Here is a 16,515-nt window from a genome sequence, read left to right as displayed (position 1 = left end):
TTTTATCCTACCAAGTTAAGGCTGGTAACACTGGCTTTAATCCAGCTCTTTGAATCGTTGGAACAGCTTTTGTTGAAGCTAAATACTTGATCAAGTCTTTTGATGCAGCGAGATTTTGTGTATCAGTAGTAATGCCTGCAGAAAATAGTACCGTCTTTTGCGCTTCTGGCGGCAACTCACCAATAAACTCTACTCCAGGAATAGGAAGCAGCTCACTCACTTGCTGAAAGCCTAATTCTGCATCCCCTCTAGCTACAACAGAAGCGACTCGCTCGCTATAAATTTTTCTTGCAGTTTTATCCATCTGCTCTGAAATTCCCATTTTGGGAAAAAGTTCAGTTGATAAATAAACGCCGCTAGCACTTGCTGAATATGCAACTGTCTTTGCATTTAATAAGGCTGATTTCAGGCCATTCATTGTGCTGATATCAGGCTTTGGTGCACCTGCCTTTACTACCGCACCCATTACCGAAGCTACTAAATCAACTCGCGTCCCAGATTGAAGCTCTCCGCTCTTGATAAACCCCTCTAAAGACGGTGCAGCCAGGATTAATACATCAAACTGTTCACCTTTAGCCAATCTTGAGGGGATGGAGTCGGGTGCAGCGCCCATTGATGAGCCATAAGAAATAATGACTTTATTAGGAGATTGTTTTTCATACTCAGGGACTAACTGCTTTAACGCCTCAGCGAATGCTCCTGAGGTAATCACCTGAATATCTGCCGCATAAGAATGGTCAACATGCAATACATTAGTTGCAAGTATTATAAAAATAAAAAATAGTTTACGCATTGAATCCCTAGGACAAATTTGCAATGGCAGCCTTAATTATGGCTGGCAATTCTTGAGCCTGTTTTCTTCTGACCTCTAATACAGCTTCTTTTGTTTCTTGCGTTTTTTTGGACCAAGCTGATCCAGGGAAGAATGCGTCGTCCTTAAATCTAGGAATGATGTGCCAATGAATATGCGGAACCATATTGCCTAAGGCGGCAATATTGACCTTATCTGGATGCATCACATGACGGATTGCTTCTTCAACGGCAAATACTAAAGTCATTAGATGATCGCGCTCACCATGGGTCAGCTCCGTCATTTCGCTTACGTGGCGATTCCAGATCACCCTGCAGAAACCAGGTAGCTCAGGGTCGTTCACTAGAATGACCCGGCAGTCATCGCCGCGCCAAATGAGCTGCCCCTCTTCAGGCTTGAGTTCGTCTTTACAGAGTACGCAATTAGTCATAGAAAGAATGTAAACGAAAACGGCACCTAAGTCACCCTTGTGGGGTCATTTAGGTGCCGCGGCAGTATGGTGCTACTGCTTACAACGTGCTACTTAGGGATTCTTAATGGAACTGCTCTTCTTCGGTAGAACCAGTCAATGCTGTTACAGAAGACTTACCACCTTGAATAACAGTAGTTACGTCGTCGAAGTAACCAGTACCAACTTCTTGCTGATGTGAAACGAATGTATAACCACGGTCACGAGCAGCAAATTCTGGCTCTTGTACTTTCTCGATGTATGCAGTCATACCGCGTTGCATGTAGTCCTGAGCCAAATCGAACATGTTGTACCACATAGAGTGGATACCAGCCAATGTGATGAACTGGTACTTGTAACCCATTGCGCCTAATTCACGTTGGAATTTAGCAATGGTTGCGTCGTCTAAGTTTTTCTTCCAGTTGAAAGATGGTGAGCAGTTGTAAGCCAACATCTTGCCTGGGAACTTCGCACGAATTGCTTCAGCAAACTGACGAGCAAACTCAAGGTCAGGCGTACCAGTTTCACACCAAACCATGTCAGCGTATGCAGCGTATGCCAAACCACGAGAAATAGCTTGGTCTAAACCTTTACGTGTTTTGTAGAAACCTTCAGGCGTGCGCTCGCCTGTCAAGAATGGCTTATCGTTTGCATCATAGTCAGATGTCAACAAGTCAGCAGCTTCAGCATCAGTACGGGCCAAGATGATAGTAGAAACACCCATTACGTCAGCAGCCAAACGGGCAGAGATCAACTTCTGGACTGACTCGGCAGTAGGCAACAATACTTTGCCACCTAAGTGACCACACTTTTTGACAGAAGACAATTGGTCTTCAAAGTGAACGCCAGCAGCGCCTTGCTTGATCAATGCTTTACTTAATTCAAATGCATTCAATACACCACCGAAACCAGCTTCAGCGTCAGCAACGATTGGAGCGAAATACTCGATGTAACCTGCGTCGCCTTTGTTGATACCTTTAGCCGTTTGGATTTCATCAGCACGCTGAAATGAGTTATTGATACGCTCAACCATTTTAGGAACTGAATCTACTGGATATAAAGATTGGTCAGGGTACATTGCTGCGTAAGAGTTACCGTCAGCAGCAACTTGCCAACCTGACAAGTAAATAGCTTGTACGCCAGCTTTAACTTGTTGCATTGCTTGGCCACCAGTCAAAGCACCTAAACAGTTAACGTAAGCTTCATTGTTTACCAATTCCCAAAGACGCTCAGCGCCATGCTTAGCTAAAGTGTGCTCAATTTTCAATGAACCGCGAAGACGGACTACGTCCTCAGCCGTATAGCCACGAGTAATACCTTTCCAGCGTGGATTGGTATCCCAGTCCTTTTGTAGTGCTGCGATTTCTGCTTTGCGATCTGCCATGTTTTTCTCCCTAAGTTAAACAAGTACTTCAAAATTTGAGGACCTTTAAGACTCATTCAAGTCTTATGTCTTATATAAGAGTTTAGACAGTTCAAAAAAGCACGCAAGGGAAATTTAAGATATTTTTAAAATTATTTAGTTATTTAAATTCAATAACTTATATTTATATTTTTACAATGTGAAACGCTTATTCACTGTTTGGAATGCTACAGGGAACTACATGTTGCGCTGAATTTTACGCAGCGTAATGACGTTTCATATTATGAAAATACTTAACTACTCTTAGCGGCAGTGAAAGTGGAGACCTTAAAACCAGTCAAAATGATCATCAATTGAATTAAGGCGACACCTACGAACAACAGCTTTGGAAAGCCCCCATCCAAGAAAATGCCAAAGATCAATGGGCTAAGTGCAGCACCAAGATCAATCCCTGAGTAAACAATTCCATACACACGGCCAGATGAACCTGATGGTGTTGCTGAGCGAACCATCAAATCACGCGATGGCGCTGCAATCCCCAGACCAAGACCAATCACAACAAAAGTCAGCACGATGATTTCTTTTGGAACAAGTCCGGTAGCGAGCAGTAGGCCCATCAGGATGTTGACGGTAAAACACATCGTAATAATTCTTTCAGGAACCTTTAAGCGCGTAGCAAGATAACCACCCAATAACATTCCACCAGCACCGCCCATAGAGAGCAGTGTAAGGTAGTAATTTCCTGAGCTTACAGATATTTCGTAAATTTCAAATAGTGCAGTAGGCGCAAACGATTGCAGTCCGGTGGTAGCCGCCATACTAAAGAAGAAGAAAATCCAACACAACCAAACAGCTGGTAGCTTTAAAAAGCCAAAGGTGCTTAAGGGAGCAGCGCCGGGGTTACTTGCAGCATGACTAGCTTGAGATTCATCTCTTCTTGCTTGCACATCATCTATCAAGCGCTCACGACTCAGCCACAAGATCAATAGGATCAGGACTTCAAGCGTCGCCGCCGTAAGAAACGCAATACGCCAATCAAATAAGGTTGTCATGCCAACCATCAATGCTGGTGCCGCCGCCCATCCCAAATAACCAGTAACTCCATGAACAGAGTAGGCATAAGGGAGATTCGGGGGAGAAACTTTATGGTTAATGAGCGTGTAATCGACCGGATGAAATACACCATTACCGCATCCTGCAATCACTGCGCCAAGCACTAACATCGCATAGCCATTACTCTGTGAGTAAGTTAGCGCTGCGAGTGATAACAAGCCCACCCCAACAAATAAAACAGGACGCGCCCCTATGCGATCAACCAAAAAACCTGAGCTGGCCTGAACAATGCAAGAGACCACAAAAAAGATGGTCATCAGTAATCCGAGTTCAGCATAGTTAAAGCCGAACTCTGCCTTCAACCATGGGAACATGGGAGGTAGAATTAAATGAAAGAAATGAGAGCTGCCGTGAGCTAGGCTAATGAGACCAATAACCCGGACATCACTGGCACGCCTACTAAGCGCAACAGTCATGTACCGAGTGTACTGGCGCAGGAATATTCCTGCTGAACTACGTATTTGTTACTTAGGATTACTTAATGGACCTGACGGCTAAAGCTAAACTCACCTGATTTGTCCACATCGACAGGCACCACATCCATGGGTCCGAACTTACCTTCCAAAATCATCTTGGAAACTGGGTTCTCAATATGCTGCTGAATCGCGCGCTTCAGAGGCCTTGCTCCAAAGACTGGATCAAAGCCCACTTCGGCAATCTTATTCAAAGCGGCATCACTAACCTCAAGCTGCATATCCACTTTTGCCAAACGATCCGATAAGTTCTTGAGCAAGATCTTGGCGATACTGGCGATATTGCCTTTGTCCAAACCATGGAACACTACGATTTCGTCAATACGATTTAAAAACTCAGGGCGGAAATGATTCTTCAGCTCCTCAAATACCGCTTCTTTAATTTCCGCTTGCTTCTTATCAACCATCGACTGAATTAAATGCGATCCAATATTGCTGGTCATTACGATGACAGTGTTCTTAAAGTCCACAGTACGACCCTGGCCATCAGTTAGACGACCATCATCCAGAACCTGCAAGAGAACGTTAAATACATCTGGGTGAGCTTTCTCGATTTCATCAAACAAGATCACGCTATATGGATGACGACGGACTTGCTCAGTTAAATAACCGCCCTCTTCGTAACCAACATACCCTGGAGGCGCACCAATTAAACGTGCCACGCTATGTTTCTCCATAAACTCACTCATATCAATGCGAATCAGATGATCTTCGCTATCAAACAAGAAGCCAGCCAGGGCTTTGCAGAGCTCAGTCTTACCAACACCGGTAGGCCCAAGGAATAAGAAGGATCCATAAGGACGATTCTCTTCAGCCAAACCAGCGCGGGAACGACGAATAGCATCCGATACTGCGCGAATGGCCTCTTCTTGACCAACCACACGCTTATGCAGCAGCTCTTCCATCTTGAGTAACTTATCGCGCTCACCTTGCATCATCTTCGATACTGGAATACCCGTCGCACGAGAAACCACTTCCGCAATTTCTTCTGCGCCAACTTGAGTGCGAAGTAACCTGTTCTTCAATACGCCATCATTGTCACCCTTAGCTTCCGCCGCAGCAGCAGACTTCAACTTAGCCTCTAGCTCAGGCAACTTCCCATATTGCAACTCCGCAACCTTTTCTAACTTACCATCGCGTTGCAACTTTGCAATATCTACCCTTACTTTTTCAATTTCCTCTTTCAGCTGAGCTGCGCCCAATACAGCACCCTTCTCTGCCTTCCAAACCTCTTCTAAATCAGCATACTCAGCACCCAGACGTTTAATTTCATCCTCAATGAGACCTAAGCGTTTTTGCGAAGCATCATCCTTCTCCTTCTTAACAGCTTCGCGCTCAATCTTTAATTGAATCAAACGACGCTCCAGCCTATCCATCACTTCAGGCTTGGAATCAATCTCCATCCGAATACGCGAACCCGCTTCGTCAATTAGGTCGATCGCCTTATCTGGCAAGAAACGATCTGTAATGTAGCGATGCGATAACTCAGCAGCCGCAACAATCGCTGGATCAGTAATTTCAATGCCATGATGTAGTTCATAGCGCTCCTTAAGACCTCGCAAGATGGCAATAGTAGCCTCAACGGTAGGCTCTTCCACCATTACTTTTTGGAAACGACGCTCCAGCGCAGGATCCTTTTCGATGTACTTACGATATTCATCCAAGGTAGTTGCGCCGATACAATGCAATTCACCACGAGCTAATGCGGGTTTGAGCATATTGCCGGCATCCATCGCGCCCTCCCCCTTGCCTGCACCAACCATCGTGTGAATCTCATCGATAAAGATGATGGTTTGACCTTCATCTTTAGCGACATCGCTAAGAACAGCCTTCAGGCGCTCCTCAAATTCACCTCGGTACTTGGCACCAGCCAATAACAAGGCCATATCCAAGACCAAGACACGCTTATTTTTCAAAGTCTCAGGAACTTCGCCATTGACGATGCGCTGCGCCAAGCCTTCAACGATAGCAGTCTTACCCACGCCAGGCTCACCAATGAGTACAGGATTGTTCTTACCGCGACGTTGCAAAATTTGAATGGTGCGACGAATCTCATCGTCACGCCCAATGACTGGATCGAGCTTACCCATACGAGCACGCTCAGTTAAATCCACTGTGTATTTCTTTAAGGCTTCACGTTGGCCTTCAGCATCTGCACTATTCACTGATTCTCCTCCGCGCACTAAATCAATAGCCGCTTCTAACGATTTACGATTTAATCCATTTTCACGAGCCACTTTACCGAGCTCACCCTTGTCATCAGCCACCACTAGCAAGAACAATTCGCCAGCAATAAATTGATCATTGCGCTTATTGGCCTCTTTTTCACATAGGTTAAGCCAATTACTTAAATCACGACCGACTTGCACTTCTCCGCTGGTACCCTGCACTTCGGGGAGATTGCTGATGATTTTCTCTACGCCTTTTTCAAGTCCAGGGACATTGACCCCTGCTCGAGTCAATAAACTCTTGGCGCCACCATCGGAATCACGCAACATGGCCAGCAACACGTGGGCAGGCTCAATATATTGGTTATCTTTGGCTAAAGCGATACTTTGGGCCTCACTTAAGGCCTCCTGAAACTTGGTTGTTAATTTGTCTATTCTCATTTTTGCACTCCATATATCTATCTATAGAATATAAGGGCAATGTTACTAATTTCAAGGGTTTTACAGCCTTTTTTAATCCAAATTTGACCTATTTTGACCTGGCTTGTTTACCTCCTCGAATGCTCAGATGGCACCTACTATGCTGGCATTACCAACCGCTTAGAACATCGCTTAGAGGCACATAACTCAGGGCAAGGCGCTCGCTATACAAGATCGCGCGGACCAGTTGTCCTCTTAGCAACACAAAAGCACCCTGACCGTTCTGAAGCCTCAAAAGCAGAGCTCCGCTTAAAGCGTCTACCTAGGTCTGAAAAGCTGGCCTTTTTTGAGACTGAGATCACCACCAAAACTGGGCACAGTTAGCCAGAGCTATCTATAAGCCAGCAATACAATATAGCCACAACAAAACCAATTATCTAACCGGAAAACAATCATGCAACCAAAATGGGGAACCAGAGGAATGGCGGTAGCGCCACATTCTCTAGCATCAGAATCTGCTTTAGCTGTTTTACGAGAAGGTGGCAATGCCTTAGAGGCAATGGTTGCCGCTGCAGCAACTATTGCAGTGGTCTACCCTCATATGAACTCCATAGGCGGCGACTCATTCTGGGTGGTTCATTCTCCTGGAAAGGCTATGGGTGGAATTGATGCCTGTGGTGCAGCTGCTGGTTTAGCGACAAAGCAATGGTACGCAGAGCGCGGCATTGCTAAAGCCATTCCATTTCGTGGTGCAGTAGCGGCTAATACCGTTGCTGGAACTATCTCTGGCTGGGGCGCAGCGCACCAGCTTTCCAAACAAGGGTTAGGCGGCAAACTACCACTTTCACGCCTATTGGCTGATGCGATTCATTATGCAGAAGCTGGCACACCAGTTACTTTCAGCCAATCAAGCCTCACAGAAAAGAAGCGTCAAGAACTGAGCCCAATTCCAGGCTTCGCAGAGACTTTTTTAGTGAATGGCAAAGCACCTGTGGTTGGCAGCATCTTTAAGCAAGAGCGTCTTGCCAAAACGTTGCGTCAGATTGCCGAAAAAGGTACGGATGATTATTACCGTGGCGAACTAGCTCAATCACTAGCAAAAGAACTCGTTGAGTTAGGAAGTCCACTACGATTAGACGACCTACACCGTCATAAGGCAAAACTCATAGACCCTCTTGAGCTCAAACATAGCACGGGCAATGTCTACAACATGACTCCACCTACACAAGGTGTTGTCTCATTGATGATTATTGGCATCTTGGACCAATTGAACTTAAAACGCTTTAAGGTTGATAGCGCTGAGTATGTTCATCATTGTGTTGAGGCTACCAAACAAGCATTTAAAGTACGCGATCAATTTGTAACTGATCCTGCCTATATGACAAAGAATGCGCAATCTTTCTTATCACCTGCATTCCTGAAACAGTTAGCCAAGAATATTGATCCAGAAAAAGCGCTCCCTTGGGGTCAGGGTAAAGGTCCTGCAGATACTATTTGGATGGGCGTGATTGATGGCGACGGCAATTGCGTTTCCTTCATTCAAAGTATCTATCATGAGTTTGGCGCAGGCATTGTGCTTCCTACCTCAGGTGTCAACTGGCAAAACCGCGGTTGCAGCTTTTCTCTTGACCCAAATACACTCAATCACCTTGAGCCGTATCGCAAGCCTTTTCATACTCTTAACCCAGCGATGGCTTTATTTAAAGATGGTCGCTCAATGGTTTATGGAACGATGGGTGGAGATGGTCAGCCACAAACCCAGTGCGCAGTATTTACTCGTACAGCAACTTATGGCCTTGATCCACAGGATGCTATTAGTCGCCCACGCTGGCTGCTTGGTCGCACCTGGGGACAAACGAGTGATAGCTTAAAACTAGAATCACGCTTTGGTCCAGAAGTCGCGAAAGAACTTCATGCTTTAGGCCATGAAATTGAAATGCTAGACGCCTTTGATGAAACCGTTGGTCATGCGGGTTGCATTATTCGTGATCCGTCTGGAATATTGAAAGGGGGATGGGACCCTAGAAGCGATGGAGCTGTGAGCGCTTTCTAATACCTCTCAATGCAGTAACAATTAGACGACATTAAAAAAGGCTACCAAGTTGGTAGCCTTTTTTCTAACTTCGAATTTCAAATTGCCACTAAGTTGGCACTCATGCAGAACGCGTCTTCATATACTTAGCACGCATTGGACGTAGTACGAAAAATGCCAGGATAGCCGCAGTAGCATCCAATACGATCATGATGCCAAATACTGGCAACCAGCTTTCAGTCACGCCATGAATATAGGCTGCAACTGGGGCGCCGATAATAGAACCAACGCCTTGAGCCATGTACAAGAAACCATAGTTTGTAGTGGCATGCTTTTGGCCAAACGTATCAGTCAAAGTAGATGGGAATAAAGAGAAAATCTCACCCCAACCAAAGAACACGATACCTGAGAGCAATACGAACATGACAGGATCTGAGCGTGTCATTACCCATGCAAACATAGCAACTGCTTCTAAACCAAAAGCAATCGTCATGGTGTATTCACGTCCGATACGATCAGATACCCAACCAAATATTGGCCGGGTTAAACCATTGGTAACGCGATCAATTGTTAAGGCTAAAGGCAAGGCAGCCATACCAAAAACCATGGCCGATGTAACGCCAAAGTCTTTTGCAAATGCGCCCATCTGAGAGATCACCATCAAACCTGATGTAGACATCATGGACATCATCAAAAACATCAACCAAAATACTGGTGTCTTTAACATTGTCTTTGGAGCAACTCCTGTTGCAGCGGCCTCTATTTGATCAGCTGTTTGTACGCGATCAGCGTGAGGAACGCGAATGCCTTGAGCAGCCAATAGTCCAACGGCACCAATGATGTAGCCAAAGAACGTCAACGTGCCCTGAATCCCTGTCTCAGTCAAGCTAGTGGAGATTGGGAAGGTCGTCAGCAATGCACCGATACCATAGCCAGCAGCAACCATGCCTACTGCAAAGCCACGATTATTTGGGAACCAACGAACCATTAAGCCAACAACGCCGATGTAAACAATACCGGTACCCAAGCCACCTAACACACCATAGGTGAGGTAAAGATGAGATACGGTAGTCAGGTTAGCCGAAAGAACCCAGCTTGCACCGGTCAGAATAGTACCTATGGATAACAAAAGGCGAGGGCCAAACTTATCAACTAAGTAACCCTGAAACGGCGAGAAAAAAGTCTGTAAAACAATCAAGATCGAAAATGTAATTTGCAACTCTGTCAAAGTAACACCGAGCTGACCCATGATTGGCTTAGTAAATAAAGCCCAAACATATTGAGGGCTGGATATGGACATCATACAAATGACGCCTAAAGCCAGTTGCACCCATTTCGACTTTAGGGGGTTGCTACTAGTACTTTCCGTACTCAATGCTGCTGTTGTCATGTAAATCTCCTGAGCTTTGTTTAATCAAAATTTCTAAAAAACTTTTGTTAATGCATTTTGATCTAAATTTGCGGGTAATTACTAAGGAATTCCCCTGGATGGTGCAGAAATGTTTATTTTGATGCAGCTTGGTGCACCAATAAAACCTTTGAATAAGGGCCTAATCGGGCAAGGAAAATGGAATTAGCTCTGCTTCCAACGAGCCATTGCAGCCTCATCGGTGACGCGGGCATCAACCCAGCGAGAACCTTCAGGGGTATCTTCTTTTTTCCAGAAGGGGGCAGCGGTCTTAAGGTAGTCCATGATGAACTCACAGGCAGCAAATGCTTCGCCTCTGTGTGCGCTAGTAACCGCCACTAATACGATTTGATCTTCGGGCAGTAAAGGTCCAACACGATGAATCACTAATGTCTGATATATATCCCAGCGTGATTTAGCTTGATCAAGAATTTCTTGGAGTGCTTTTTCAGTCATGCCGGGGTAATGCTCAAGCGTCATACCTCTTACCTGGCTACCGTCATTCATATCTCGCACGGTGCCCAAGAAGGAAACTACCGCACCTACTCGCAGATCACCTTTACGTAATGCCAATATTTCTGCACTGACATCAAAATCGCTTTTTTGAATTTTGATTGGCATTTCAGCCCCCGGTTACCGGAGGAAAGAAAGCTACTTCAGCACCATCTTGCAATGCTGCATTTGCATCAACCATGTGCTGGTTCAAGGCACAACGCAAGACTTTGCCATTTGCTAAGACTTCAGACCATGGATTACCACGTTCAATGAGGTGCGCTCTGAGATCGGCAATGGTTTTTACTGTCGCCGGGATGGTGATACTCTCTTGCGAGATGCCAAGCGATTCACGTAGTGAGGCAAAGAATCGTAATTCGAGTTTCATGAGCTAATCGTAAACCGATTACTTGAGCAGTGCATCAAATGGGATGTACTTCACCAAATCGCCAGCTTTAATTGGCTGATTTGGCGCGCAATCAACCAGACCATCACCCCAAGAGACGCTAGTGAGCACGCCAGAACTTTGATTAGGAAATAAATCTAAGCCGCCATTGCTATTCAATTTGACACGCAGGAACTCATTGCGTCGATCGGCTTTCAACCAATCAAAATCTGCGCGCATTAAATACGACTGAGGAAGACTAGCTTCACGACCCTGCAACTTCAGAATAAAAGGACGTACAAACAATAGGAAAGTTACAAAACTAGATACCGGATTACCTGGCAAACCAATAAACCAAGCCTCACCATCCTTAGGTTCGTCTGATTTTCGGACCGCACCAAACGCTAATGGCTTACCTGGCTTAATCGCGATCTGCCACAGATCCAATCTTCCTTCAGCAGTAACTGCTGGCTTGATGTGATCTTCTTCGCCAACTGAGACACCACCAGAGGTAATAATTAAATCATGGTCCTTGCTGGCTTTACGCAATGCTGCACGGGTTGCATCTAAGCGATCTGGGACGATACCCAAATCAGTGGCATCACAACCCAAAGATTTAAGGCAGGCCAATAAAGTGTCGCGATTGGAGTTATAAATACCACCTGGTTTTAATGGCTCGCCAGGAAGAGCTAATTCATCGCCAGTAAAAAAGGCGGCGACCTTGACGCGGCGTTTAACACTTAAGTGAGTCAAGCCCGCTGAAGCAGCTACGCCCAACTCTTGTGGGCGCAAGAAAGTACCTGCAGTAAGAGCAGTTTTGCCAGCAGTTAGATCTTCGCCTCTACGACGAATCCACTGGCCTGCTGTTGGAGGAGTATTGATAGTCACTTGACCGCTTTCACCCTCTAGTGTGCAATCCTCTTGCATCACGACTGCATCCGCACCAGGAGGCACAGGGGCTCCTGTGAAAATTCTAGCGGCAGTGCCGGACTCTAATGGGGTTCCCATCGATCCAGCCGGAATACGTTGCGCAATCTTGAGTGATTTTCCTGAAGTAACAATATCAGCAGAGCGAACCGCATATCCATCCATCGCAGTGTTATCGAGTGGAGGGACATCAACAAGGCTGCTGACGTTTTCAGCAAGCACCCGGCCTAAAGCGGCCTGCATAGCAACATTCTCACTCTCACCAACAGTTTGAGAATGAGAAAGTAAGTGATCTAAAGCCTGCTGAGCAGTCAACATCGGTGGCTTTGTCATAGAGTGATTATTTATTGCTTAAATTTTCTAAGTTAAGAATTAACTTAGATGTGTAGTAATAAATGCTTTAACTTGATTCACGTCGGCATCGATATTTTCTACGCGCTGTGGCTTAGATTTAATGTCTTTAAATGCTGGCGGACATTCTGCTGGACGACCCAAAGCAATTTCAATTGTTTCCTCAAACTTAATGGGGAGCGCCGTCTCAAGGACGATCATCGGGATTCCAGCTTGCAAATGCTCACGAGCCACTTTCACGCCATCAGCGGTATGGGTATCAATCATGACGCCATAGCGTTGATCAATATCACGAATTGTTTCTAAACGATTCTCGTGAGTGCTACGCCCAGATTGGAAACCGTATTTACCCAGATCTTTAAAAACTGTCTCTTTTGAGATATCGAAACCACCCGCCTCATCCACTTGCTTGAACATGGTTGCAGTTGCTTTACCATCTTGACCCATGAAGTCAAAAACAAAGCGCTCGAAGTTGCTGGCCTTAGAGATATCCATCGAAGGACTGGAAGTATGCAACGTCTCAGCAGACTTACGTGCACGATAGATGCCTGTGGAAAAGAATTCATCCAATACATTGTTTTCATTGGTAGCAACGATGAGATGCTCGATAGGCAAACCCATCATGCGGGCGATATGGCCAGCGCAGACATTACCAAAATTGCCGGAAGGCACAGTGAATGAGACTTTTTCAGAGCTAGACGTAGTGGCCAATAGATAGCCCTGAAAGTAATACACCACCTGAGCCACTACACGACCCCAGTTAATGGAGTTCACGGTACCAATTTGGTTCTTCGCTTTAAAAGCATGGTCATTGCTGACTGCCTTAACAATATCCTGGCAGTCATCGAAGACACCAGCTACTGCTAAGTTAAAAATATTGGGGTCTTGTAAGGAATACATCTGTGCAGATTGAAACGCACTCATCTTGCCGCGGGGAGAAAGCATAAACACCTTCACACCCTCTTTACCGCGCATCGCATATTCAGCTGCGCTACCCGTATCACCAGATGTAGCGCCCAAAATATTGAGCTGCTGACCTTTCTTCTTGAGAGCGTACTCAAAAAGATTGCCAAGCAATTGCATGGCCATATCTTTGAAAGCCAAGGTTGGGCCATTTGAAAGACTCAATAGACCGATACGTGTTCCCTGCTCTTCCCCCAACCAATGCAAAGGCGTAATGTCTTTGGCATTGTCTTGAGCGCGACCATTACAGTAAACCTGCTCTGTATACGTTTTACGCAAGATTGCCCGTAAATCTGTCTCAGGAATATCGTCGCAATATAGGCTCAATACTTCATAAGCAAGGTCGGCGTATGACAAGCCGCGCCAAGCATCTAGCTGCGCTACAGTAACTTGTGGGTACTGAGTAGGCAAATACAAGCCGCCATCAGGCGCCAATCCACCCAACAAAATTTCTAAGAAGGATTGTTGTGGGCTATTGCCACGAGTAGATTGGTAACGCATATATTTTGCTGAGTTTTACTTAAGACAGATTTTCTAAACGGATCTTCACAACTTCGCCAGCAACTGTCTTGAGATTTTGAATCTCTTTGATCGCGGCAAGCATGTTCTTTTCTTTAGTCTCGTGAGTTAAAGCTACCAAATCAGTTTGACTTTCACCCTCATTAGCTTCTTTTTGCAAGAGCGCATCAATGGAAACACCATGCGATGCCAAAATCTTTGTGATGTCAGCCAATACACCAGCCTGATCAGCTACACGCAAGCGCAGATAGTAACTAGTCGTGATCTCACCAATAGGGAGCACTGGTGTGTCATGCACAGCATCTGGCTGGAAGGCCAGGTACGGCACGCGATGTTCGGCGTCAGCACTTAGCAAACGAGTGATATCCACTAAGTCAGCAATCACTGCGGAAGCGGTTGGCTCAGAACCTGCGCCCTTACCGTAATACAAAGTTGTTCCAACGGCATCGCCAAATACCTGAACGGCATTCATAGCACCTTCAACGTTAGCAATCAAACGTTTGGAAGGAATGAGTGTGGGGTGGACACGCAACTCAACACCAGTTGTCGTTTTCTTGGCAATGCCAAGCAACTTAATGCGATAGCCCAATTGCTCCGCATACTTAATATCAATTGCATCTAATTTAGTGATGCCTTCAATGTGTGCTTTTTCAAACTGCATTGGAATACCAAATGCAATCGCACTCATGATGGTCGCTTTATGAGCAGCATCAACACCTTCGATATCGAAAGTCGGATCCGCCTCTGCGTAACCTAAACGCTGCGCTTCTTCAAGTACAGTTGCAAAATCCAAACCTTTGTCACGCATCTCTGACAGGATGAAGTTCGTAGTGCCATTAATGATGCCGGCAATCCATTCGATGCGGTTAGCCGTTAAGCCTTCACGCAAGGCCTTAATAATCGGAATACCACCTGCAACAGCAGCTTCAAAGGCAACCATCACGCCTTTAGCATGTGCCGCCTTAAAGATCTCGTTACCGTGAACAGCGATCAATGCTTTATTGGCTGTAACCACATGCTTACCGGCAGCGATAGCCTCAAGAACCAAGTCTTTAGCAATGCCATAACCACCAATAAGCTCAACAACGATATCGATCTCTGGGTTATTGATTACGGTACGGGCATCACTCACCACTTGTGCGCGGTCTTTAACCAATGCTTTGGCACGCTCTACATTTAAATCAGCAACTGTATTAATGCGAATGCCGCGTCCAGCACGACGTGTAATTTCGTCTTGGTTACGCTCGAGAACGGTGAATACGCCACCACCAACAGTGCCAATACCTAACAGACCTACTTGAATCGGTTTCATGATGCCTTTGCTGCAGTTGAAGAAGCCTTACGGCTGTGCTTATTACGATAACGCTCCAGAAAACGGGCAAGGCGGCTAATAGCTTCCTTGAGCACATCTTCGTGAGGCAAGAACACTACACGGAAGTGATCAGGTTTGCCCCAGTTGAAACCAGAGCCCTGCACTAACAATACTTTTTCCTCTTTCAAAAGATCAGCTACAAATTGCTGATCATCTTCAATTGGATAAACCTCAGGATCTAGCTTTGGAAATAAATACAAAGCGGATTTTGGTTTCACGCAAGTCACACCTGGAATATCAGTTATGAGTTTCCATGCAAGATCACGTTGCTTCGCAAGGCGACCACCCTCACTAACTAAATCATTAATGCTTTGGTAACCGCCCAATGCAGTTTGAATCGCATACTGGCCTGGCACGTTCGCACACAAGCGCATTGAGGCCAGCATATTGAGACCTTCGATATAGTCTCGGACCATTTCTTTATCACCTGAAACCACCATCCAACCAGCGCGGTAGCCGCAGGAGCGGTAATTTTTAGAAAGGCCATTGAAGGTAATAATGACTACATCTGTAGACAAAGAAGCTAATGAGAGATGCTTCTCGCCGTCGTACAACATCTTGTCGTAAATCTCATCCGCAAACAAAATCAAACCATGCTCACGAGCAATTTGCGTTAACTCCAGCAGAACTTCTTTGGAATAAATTGCACCAGTAGGATTGTTTGGATTGATCACCACAATTGCTTTGGTACGCGGTGTAATTTTTTTACGGAGATCGTTTAAGTCTGGCGCCCACTCTTTGGATTCATCACAAAGATAGTGCACCGGTGTACCGCTCGATAAACTAACTGCAGCAGTCCAAAGCGGATAATCTGGAGTTGGGACTAAAACCTCATCGCCATCATTTAAAAGTGCGTTCATCGACAGAACAATGAGCTCGGATACGCCATTACCGGTATATACATCATCCAAGGTCACGCCTTGAATACCTTTTTCTTGGCAATACTGCATGATGGCTTTGCGAGCAGCAAAGATTCCCTTGGAATCAGAATAAGCTGAGGCATTGCTTAAATTGCGAATCATGTCCAACTGAATCTCTTCAGGCGGATCAAAACCGAAAACCCCTACGTTTCCGATGTTTAATTTGATGATTTTGTGGCCCTCTTCCTCCATGCGCTGAGCAAGCTCAAGCACCGGCCCACGTATGTCGTAACAGACGTTATTGAGCTTTTGGGACTTTAGGATCGGTTTCACAATAAATTTAAGGGTAAGTTCTTGAAATATGAGAAAAAACAGCTAGCTATAATCCACATAATTATGACAGAGAGTCC

Annotated in this window: 14 protein-coding genes; 2 read left to right on the top strand and 12 right to left on the bottom strand. The window is 45.5% G+C overall.

Translation table 11 applies throughout. From position 1 onward, the window contains the following. Positions 1–7 precede the first annotated feature (7 nt). The 5 genes from ICE90_RS03745 to clpB form a co-directional block, all read right to left on the bottom strand. Positions 8–793, bottom strand: coding sequence for a substrate-binding domain-containing protein (locus ICE90_RS03745; RefSeq protein ID WP_216190957.1), 786 nt, complete (start codon positions 791–793; stop codon positions 8–10). A 7-nt stretch (positions 794–800) separates the two neighbouring features. Beyond that, positions 801–1,241: an HIT family protein gene (locus tag ICE90_RS03740; protein ID WP_215321632.1), complete on the bottom strand. Its 441-nt coding sequence runs from the start codon at positions 1,239–1,241 to the stop codon at positions 801–803. Positions 1,242–1,344: 103 nt separating this feature from the next. Next, complete coding sequence (aceA, locus tag ICE90_RS03735; protein ID WP_072583092.1) at positions 1,345–2,643, bottom strand: isocitrate lyase; 1,299 nt, start codon at positions 2,641–2,643, stop codon at positions 1,345–1,347. 272 nt (positions 2,644–2,915) lie between these two features. Continuing rightward, positions 2,916–4,151 (bottom strand): MFS transporter, encoded by a 1,236-nt coding sequence (locus ICE90_RS03730; RefSeq protein ID WP_216190955.1) that lies wholly within the window; start codon positions 4,149–4,151, stop codon positions 2,916–2,918. Positions 4,152–4,213: 62 nt separating this feature from the next. Beyond that, positions 4,214–6,817 carry an ATP-dependent chaperone ClpB gene (gene clpB / locus ICE90_RS03725; protein ID WP_216190954.1) on the bottom strand — a complete coding sequence of 868 codons (2,604 nt, stop codon included), beginning with the start codon at positions 6,815–6,817 and terminating at the stop codon, positions 4,214–4,216. Positions 6,818–6,910: 93 nt separating this feature from the next. Here clpB and ICE90_RS03720 point away from each other — a divergent pair, with 93 nt between their 5' ends. Together ICE90_RS03720 and ggt are read left to right on the top strand one after the other, a co-directional pair. Continuing rightward, the gene (locus ICE90_RS03720; protein ID WP_216122157.1) at positions 6,911–7,180 is read left to right on the top strand and encodes a GIY-YIG nuclease family protein; all 270 of its coding nucleotides are present in this window, start codon (positions 6,911–6,913) and stop codon (positions 7,178–7,180) included. A 70-nt stretch (positions 7,181–7,250) separates the two neighbouring features. Continuing rightward, positions 7,251–8,849: a gamma-glutamyltransferase gene (ggt, locus tag ICE90_RS03715; protein WP_216190953.1), complete on the top strand. Its 1,599-nt coding sequence runs from the start codon at positions 7,251–7,253 to the stop codon at positions 8,847–8,849. A gap of 100 nt (positions 8,850–8,949) precedes the next feature. Here ggt and oxlT read toward each other — a convergent pair whose 3' ends face one another. The 7 genes from oxlT to ICE90_RS03680 all read right to left on the bottom strand — a co-directional run bounded on the left by oxlT (position 8,950) and on the right by ICE90_RS03680 (position 16,438). Then, positions 8,950–10,218 (bottom strand): oxalate/formate MFS antiporter, encoded by a 1,269-nt coding sequence (gene oxlT / locus ICE90_RS03710; protein ID WP_215321624.1) that lies wholly within the window; start codon positions 10,216–10,218, stop codon positions 8,950–8,952. Positions 10,219–10,401: 183 nt separating this feature from the next. Further along, positions 10,402–10,857, bottom strand: coding sequence for a molybdopterin synthase catalytic subunit MoaE (gene moaE, locus ICE90_RS03705; RefSeq protein ID WP_215321623.1), 456 nt, complete (start codon positions 10,855–10,857; stop codon positions 10,402–10,404). Position 10,858: 1 nt separating this feature from the next. Beyond that, positions 10,859–11,116 (bottom strand): molybdopterin converting factor subunit 1, encoded by a 258-nt coding sequence (gene moaD / locus ICE90_RS03700; protein ID WP_215321622.1) that lies wholly within the window; start codon positions 11,114–11,116, stop codon positions 10,859–10,861. 18 nt (positions 11,117–11,134) lie between these two features. Beyond that, the gene (gene glp, locus ICE90_RS03695) at positions 11,135–12,358 is read right to left on the bottom strand and encodes a gephyrin-like molybdotransferase Glp (protein WP_215322261.1); all 1,224 of its coding nucleotides are present in this window, start codon (positions 12,356–12,358) and stop codon (positions 11,135–11,137) included. Positions 12,359–12,412: 54 nt separating this feature from the next. After that, positions 12,413–13,855, bottom strand: a complete 1,443-nt coding sequence (gene thrC, locus ICE90_RS03690) for a threonine synthase (protein ID WP_216190952.1) — start codon at positions 13,853–13,855, stop codon at positions 12,413–12,415. A gap of 19 nt (positions 13,856–13,874) precedes the next feature. Further along, positions 13,875–15,185, bottom strand: coding sequence for a homoserine dehydrogenase (locus ICE90_RS03685; RefSeq protein ID WP_216190951.1), 1,311 nt, complete (start codon positions 15,183–15,185; stop codon positions 13,875–13,877). Next, positions 15,182–16,438 carry a pyridoxal phosphate-dependent aminotransferase gene (locus ICE90_RS03680; RefSeq protein WP_215321619.1) on the bottom strand — a complete coding sequence of 419 codons (1,257 nt, stop codon included), beginning with the start codon at positions 16,436–16,438 and terminating at the stop codon, positions 15,182–15,184. The genes ICE90_RS03685 and ICE90_RS03680 overlap by 4 nt, the downstream gene beginning before the upstream one ends. Positions 16,439–16,515: the final 77 nt, after the last annotated feature.

This window comes from Polynucleobacter sp. AP-RePozz3-80-G7 (assembly GCF_018882145.1).
In the GTDB taxonomy this organism is placed as follows: domain Bacteria; phylum Pseudomonadota; class Gammaproteobacteria; order Burkholderiales; family Burkholderiaceae; genus Polynucleobacter.
The sequence above is the reverse complement of the archived record's forward strand: the minus strand, read 5'-3'. Positions and strand labels throughout refer to the sequence as shown.

Coding starts and splice junctions, on each gene's coding strand:
- ICE90_RS03745 (WP_216190957.1), bottom strand. CDS start 793: ATGCGTAAACTATTTTTTATTTTTATAATACTTGCAACTAATGTATTG.
- ICE90_RS03740 (WP_215321632.1), bottom strand. CDS start 1,241: ATGACTAATTGCGTACTCTGTAAAGACGAACTCAAGCCTGAAGAGGGG.
- aceA (WP_072583092.1), bottom strand. CDS start 2,643: ATGGCAGATCGCAAAGCAGAAATCGCAGCACTACAAAAGGACTGGGAT.
- ICE90_RS03730 (WP_216190955.1), bottom strand. CDS start 4,151: ATGACTGTTGCGCTTAGTAGGCGTGCCAGTGATGTCCGGGTTATTGGT.
- clpB (WP_216190954.1), bottom strand. CDS start 6,817: ATGAGAATAGACAAATTAACAACCAAGTTTCAGGAGGCCTTAAGTGAG.
- ggt (WP_216190953.1), top strand. CDS start 7,251: ATGCAACCAAAATGGGGAACCAGAGGAATGGCGGTAGCGCCACATTCT.
- oxlT (WP_215321624.1), bottom strand. CDS start 10,218: ATGACAACAGCAGCATTGAGTACGGAAAGTACTAGTAGCAACCCCCTA.
- moaE (WP_215321623.1), bottom strand. CDS start 10,857: ATGCCAATCAAAATTCAAAAAAGCGATTTTGATGTCAGTGCAGAAATA.
- moaD (WP_215321622.1), bottom strand. CDS start 11,116: ATGAAACTCGAATTACGATTCTTTGCCTCACTACGTGAATCGCTTGGC.
- glp (WP_215322261.1), bottom strand. CDS start 12,358: ATGTTGACTGCTCAGCAGGCTTTAGATCACTTACTTTCTCATTCTCAA.
- thrC (WP_216190952.1), bottom strand. CDS start 13,855: ATGCGTTACCAATCTACTCGTGGCAATAGCCCACAACAATCCTTCTTA.
- ICE90_RS03685 (WP_216190951.1), bottom strand. CDS start 15,185: ATGAAACCGATTCAAGTAGGTCTGTTAGGTATTGGCACTGTTGGTGGT.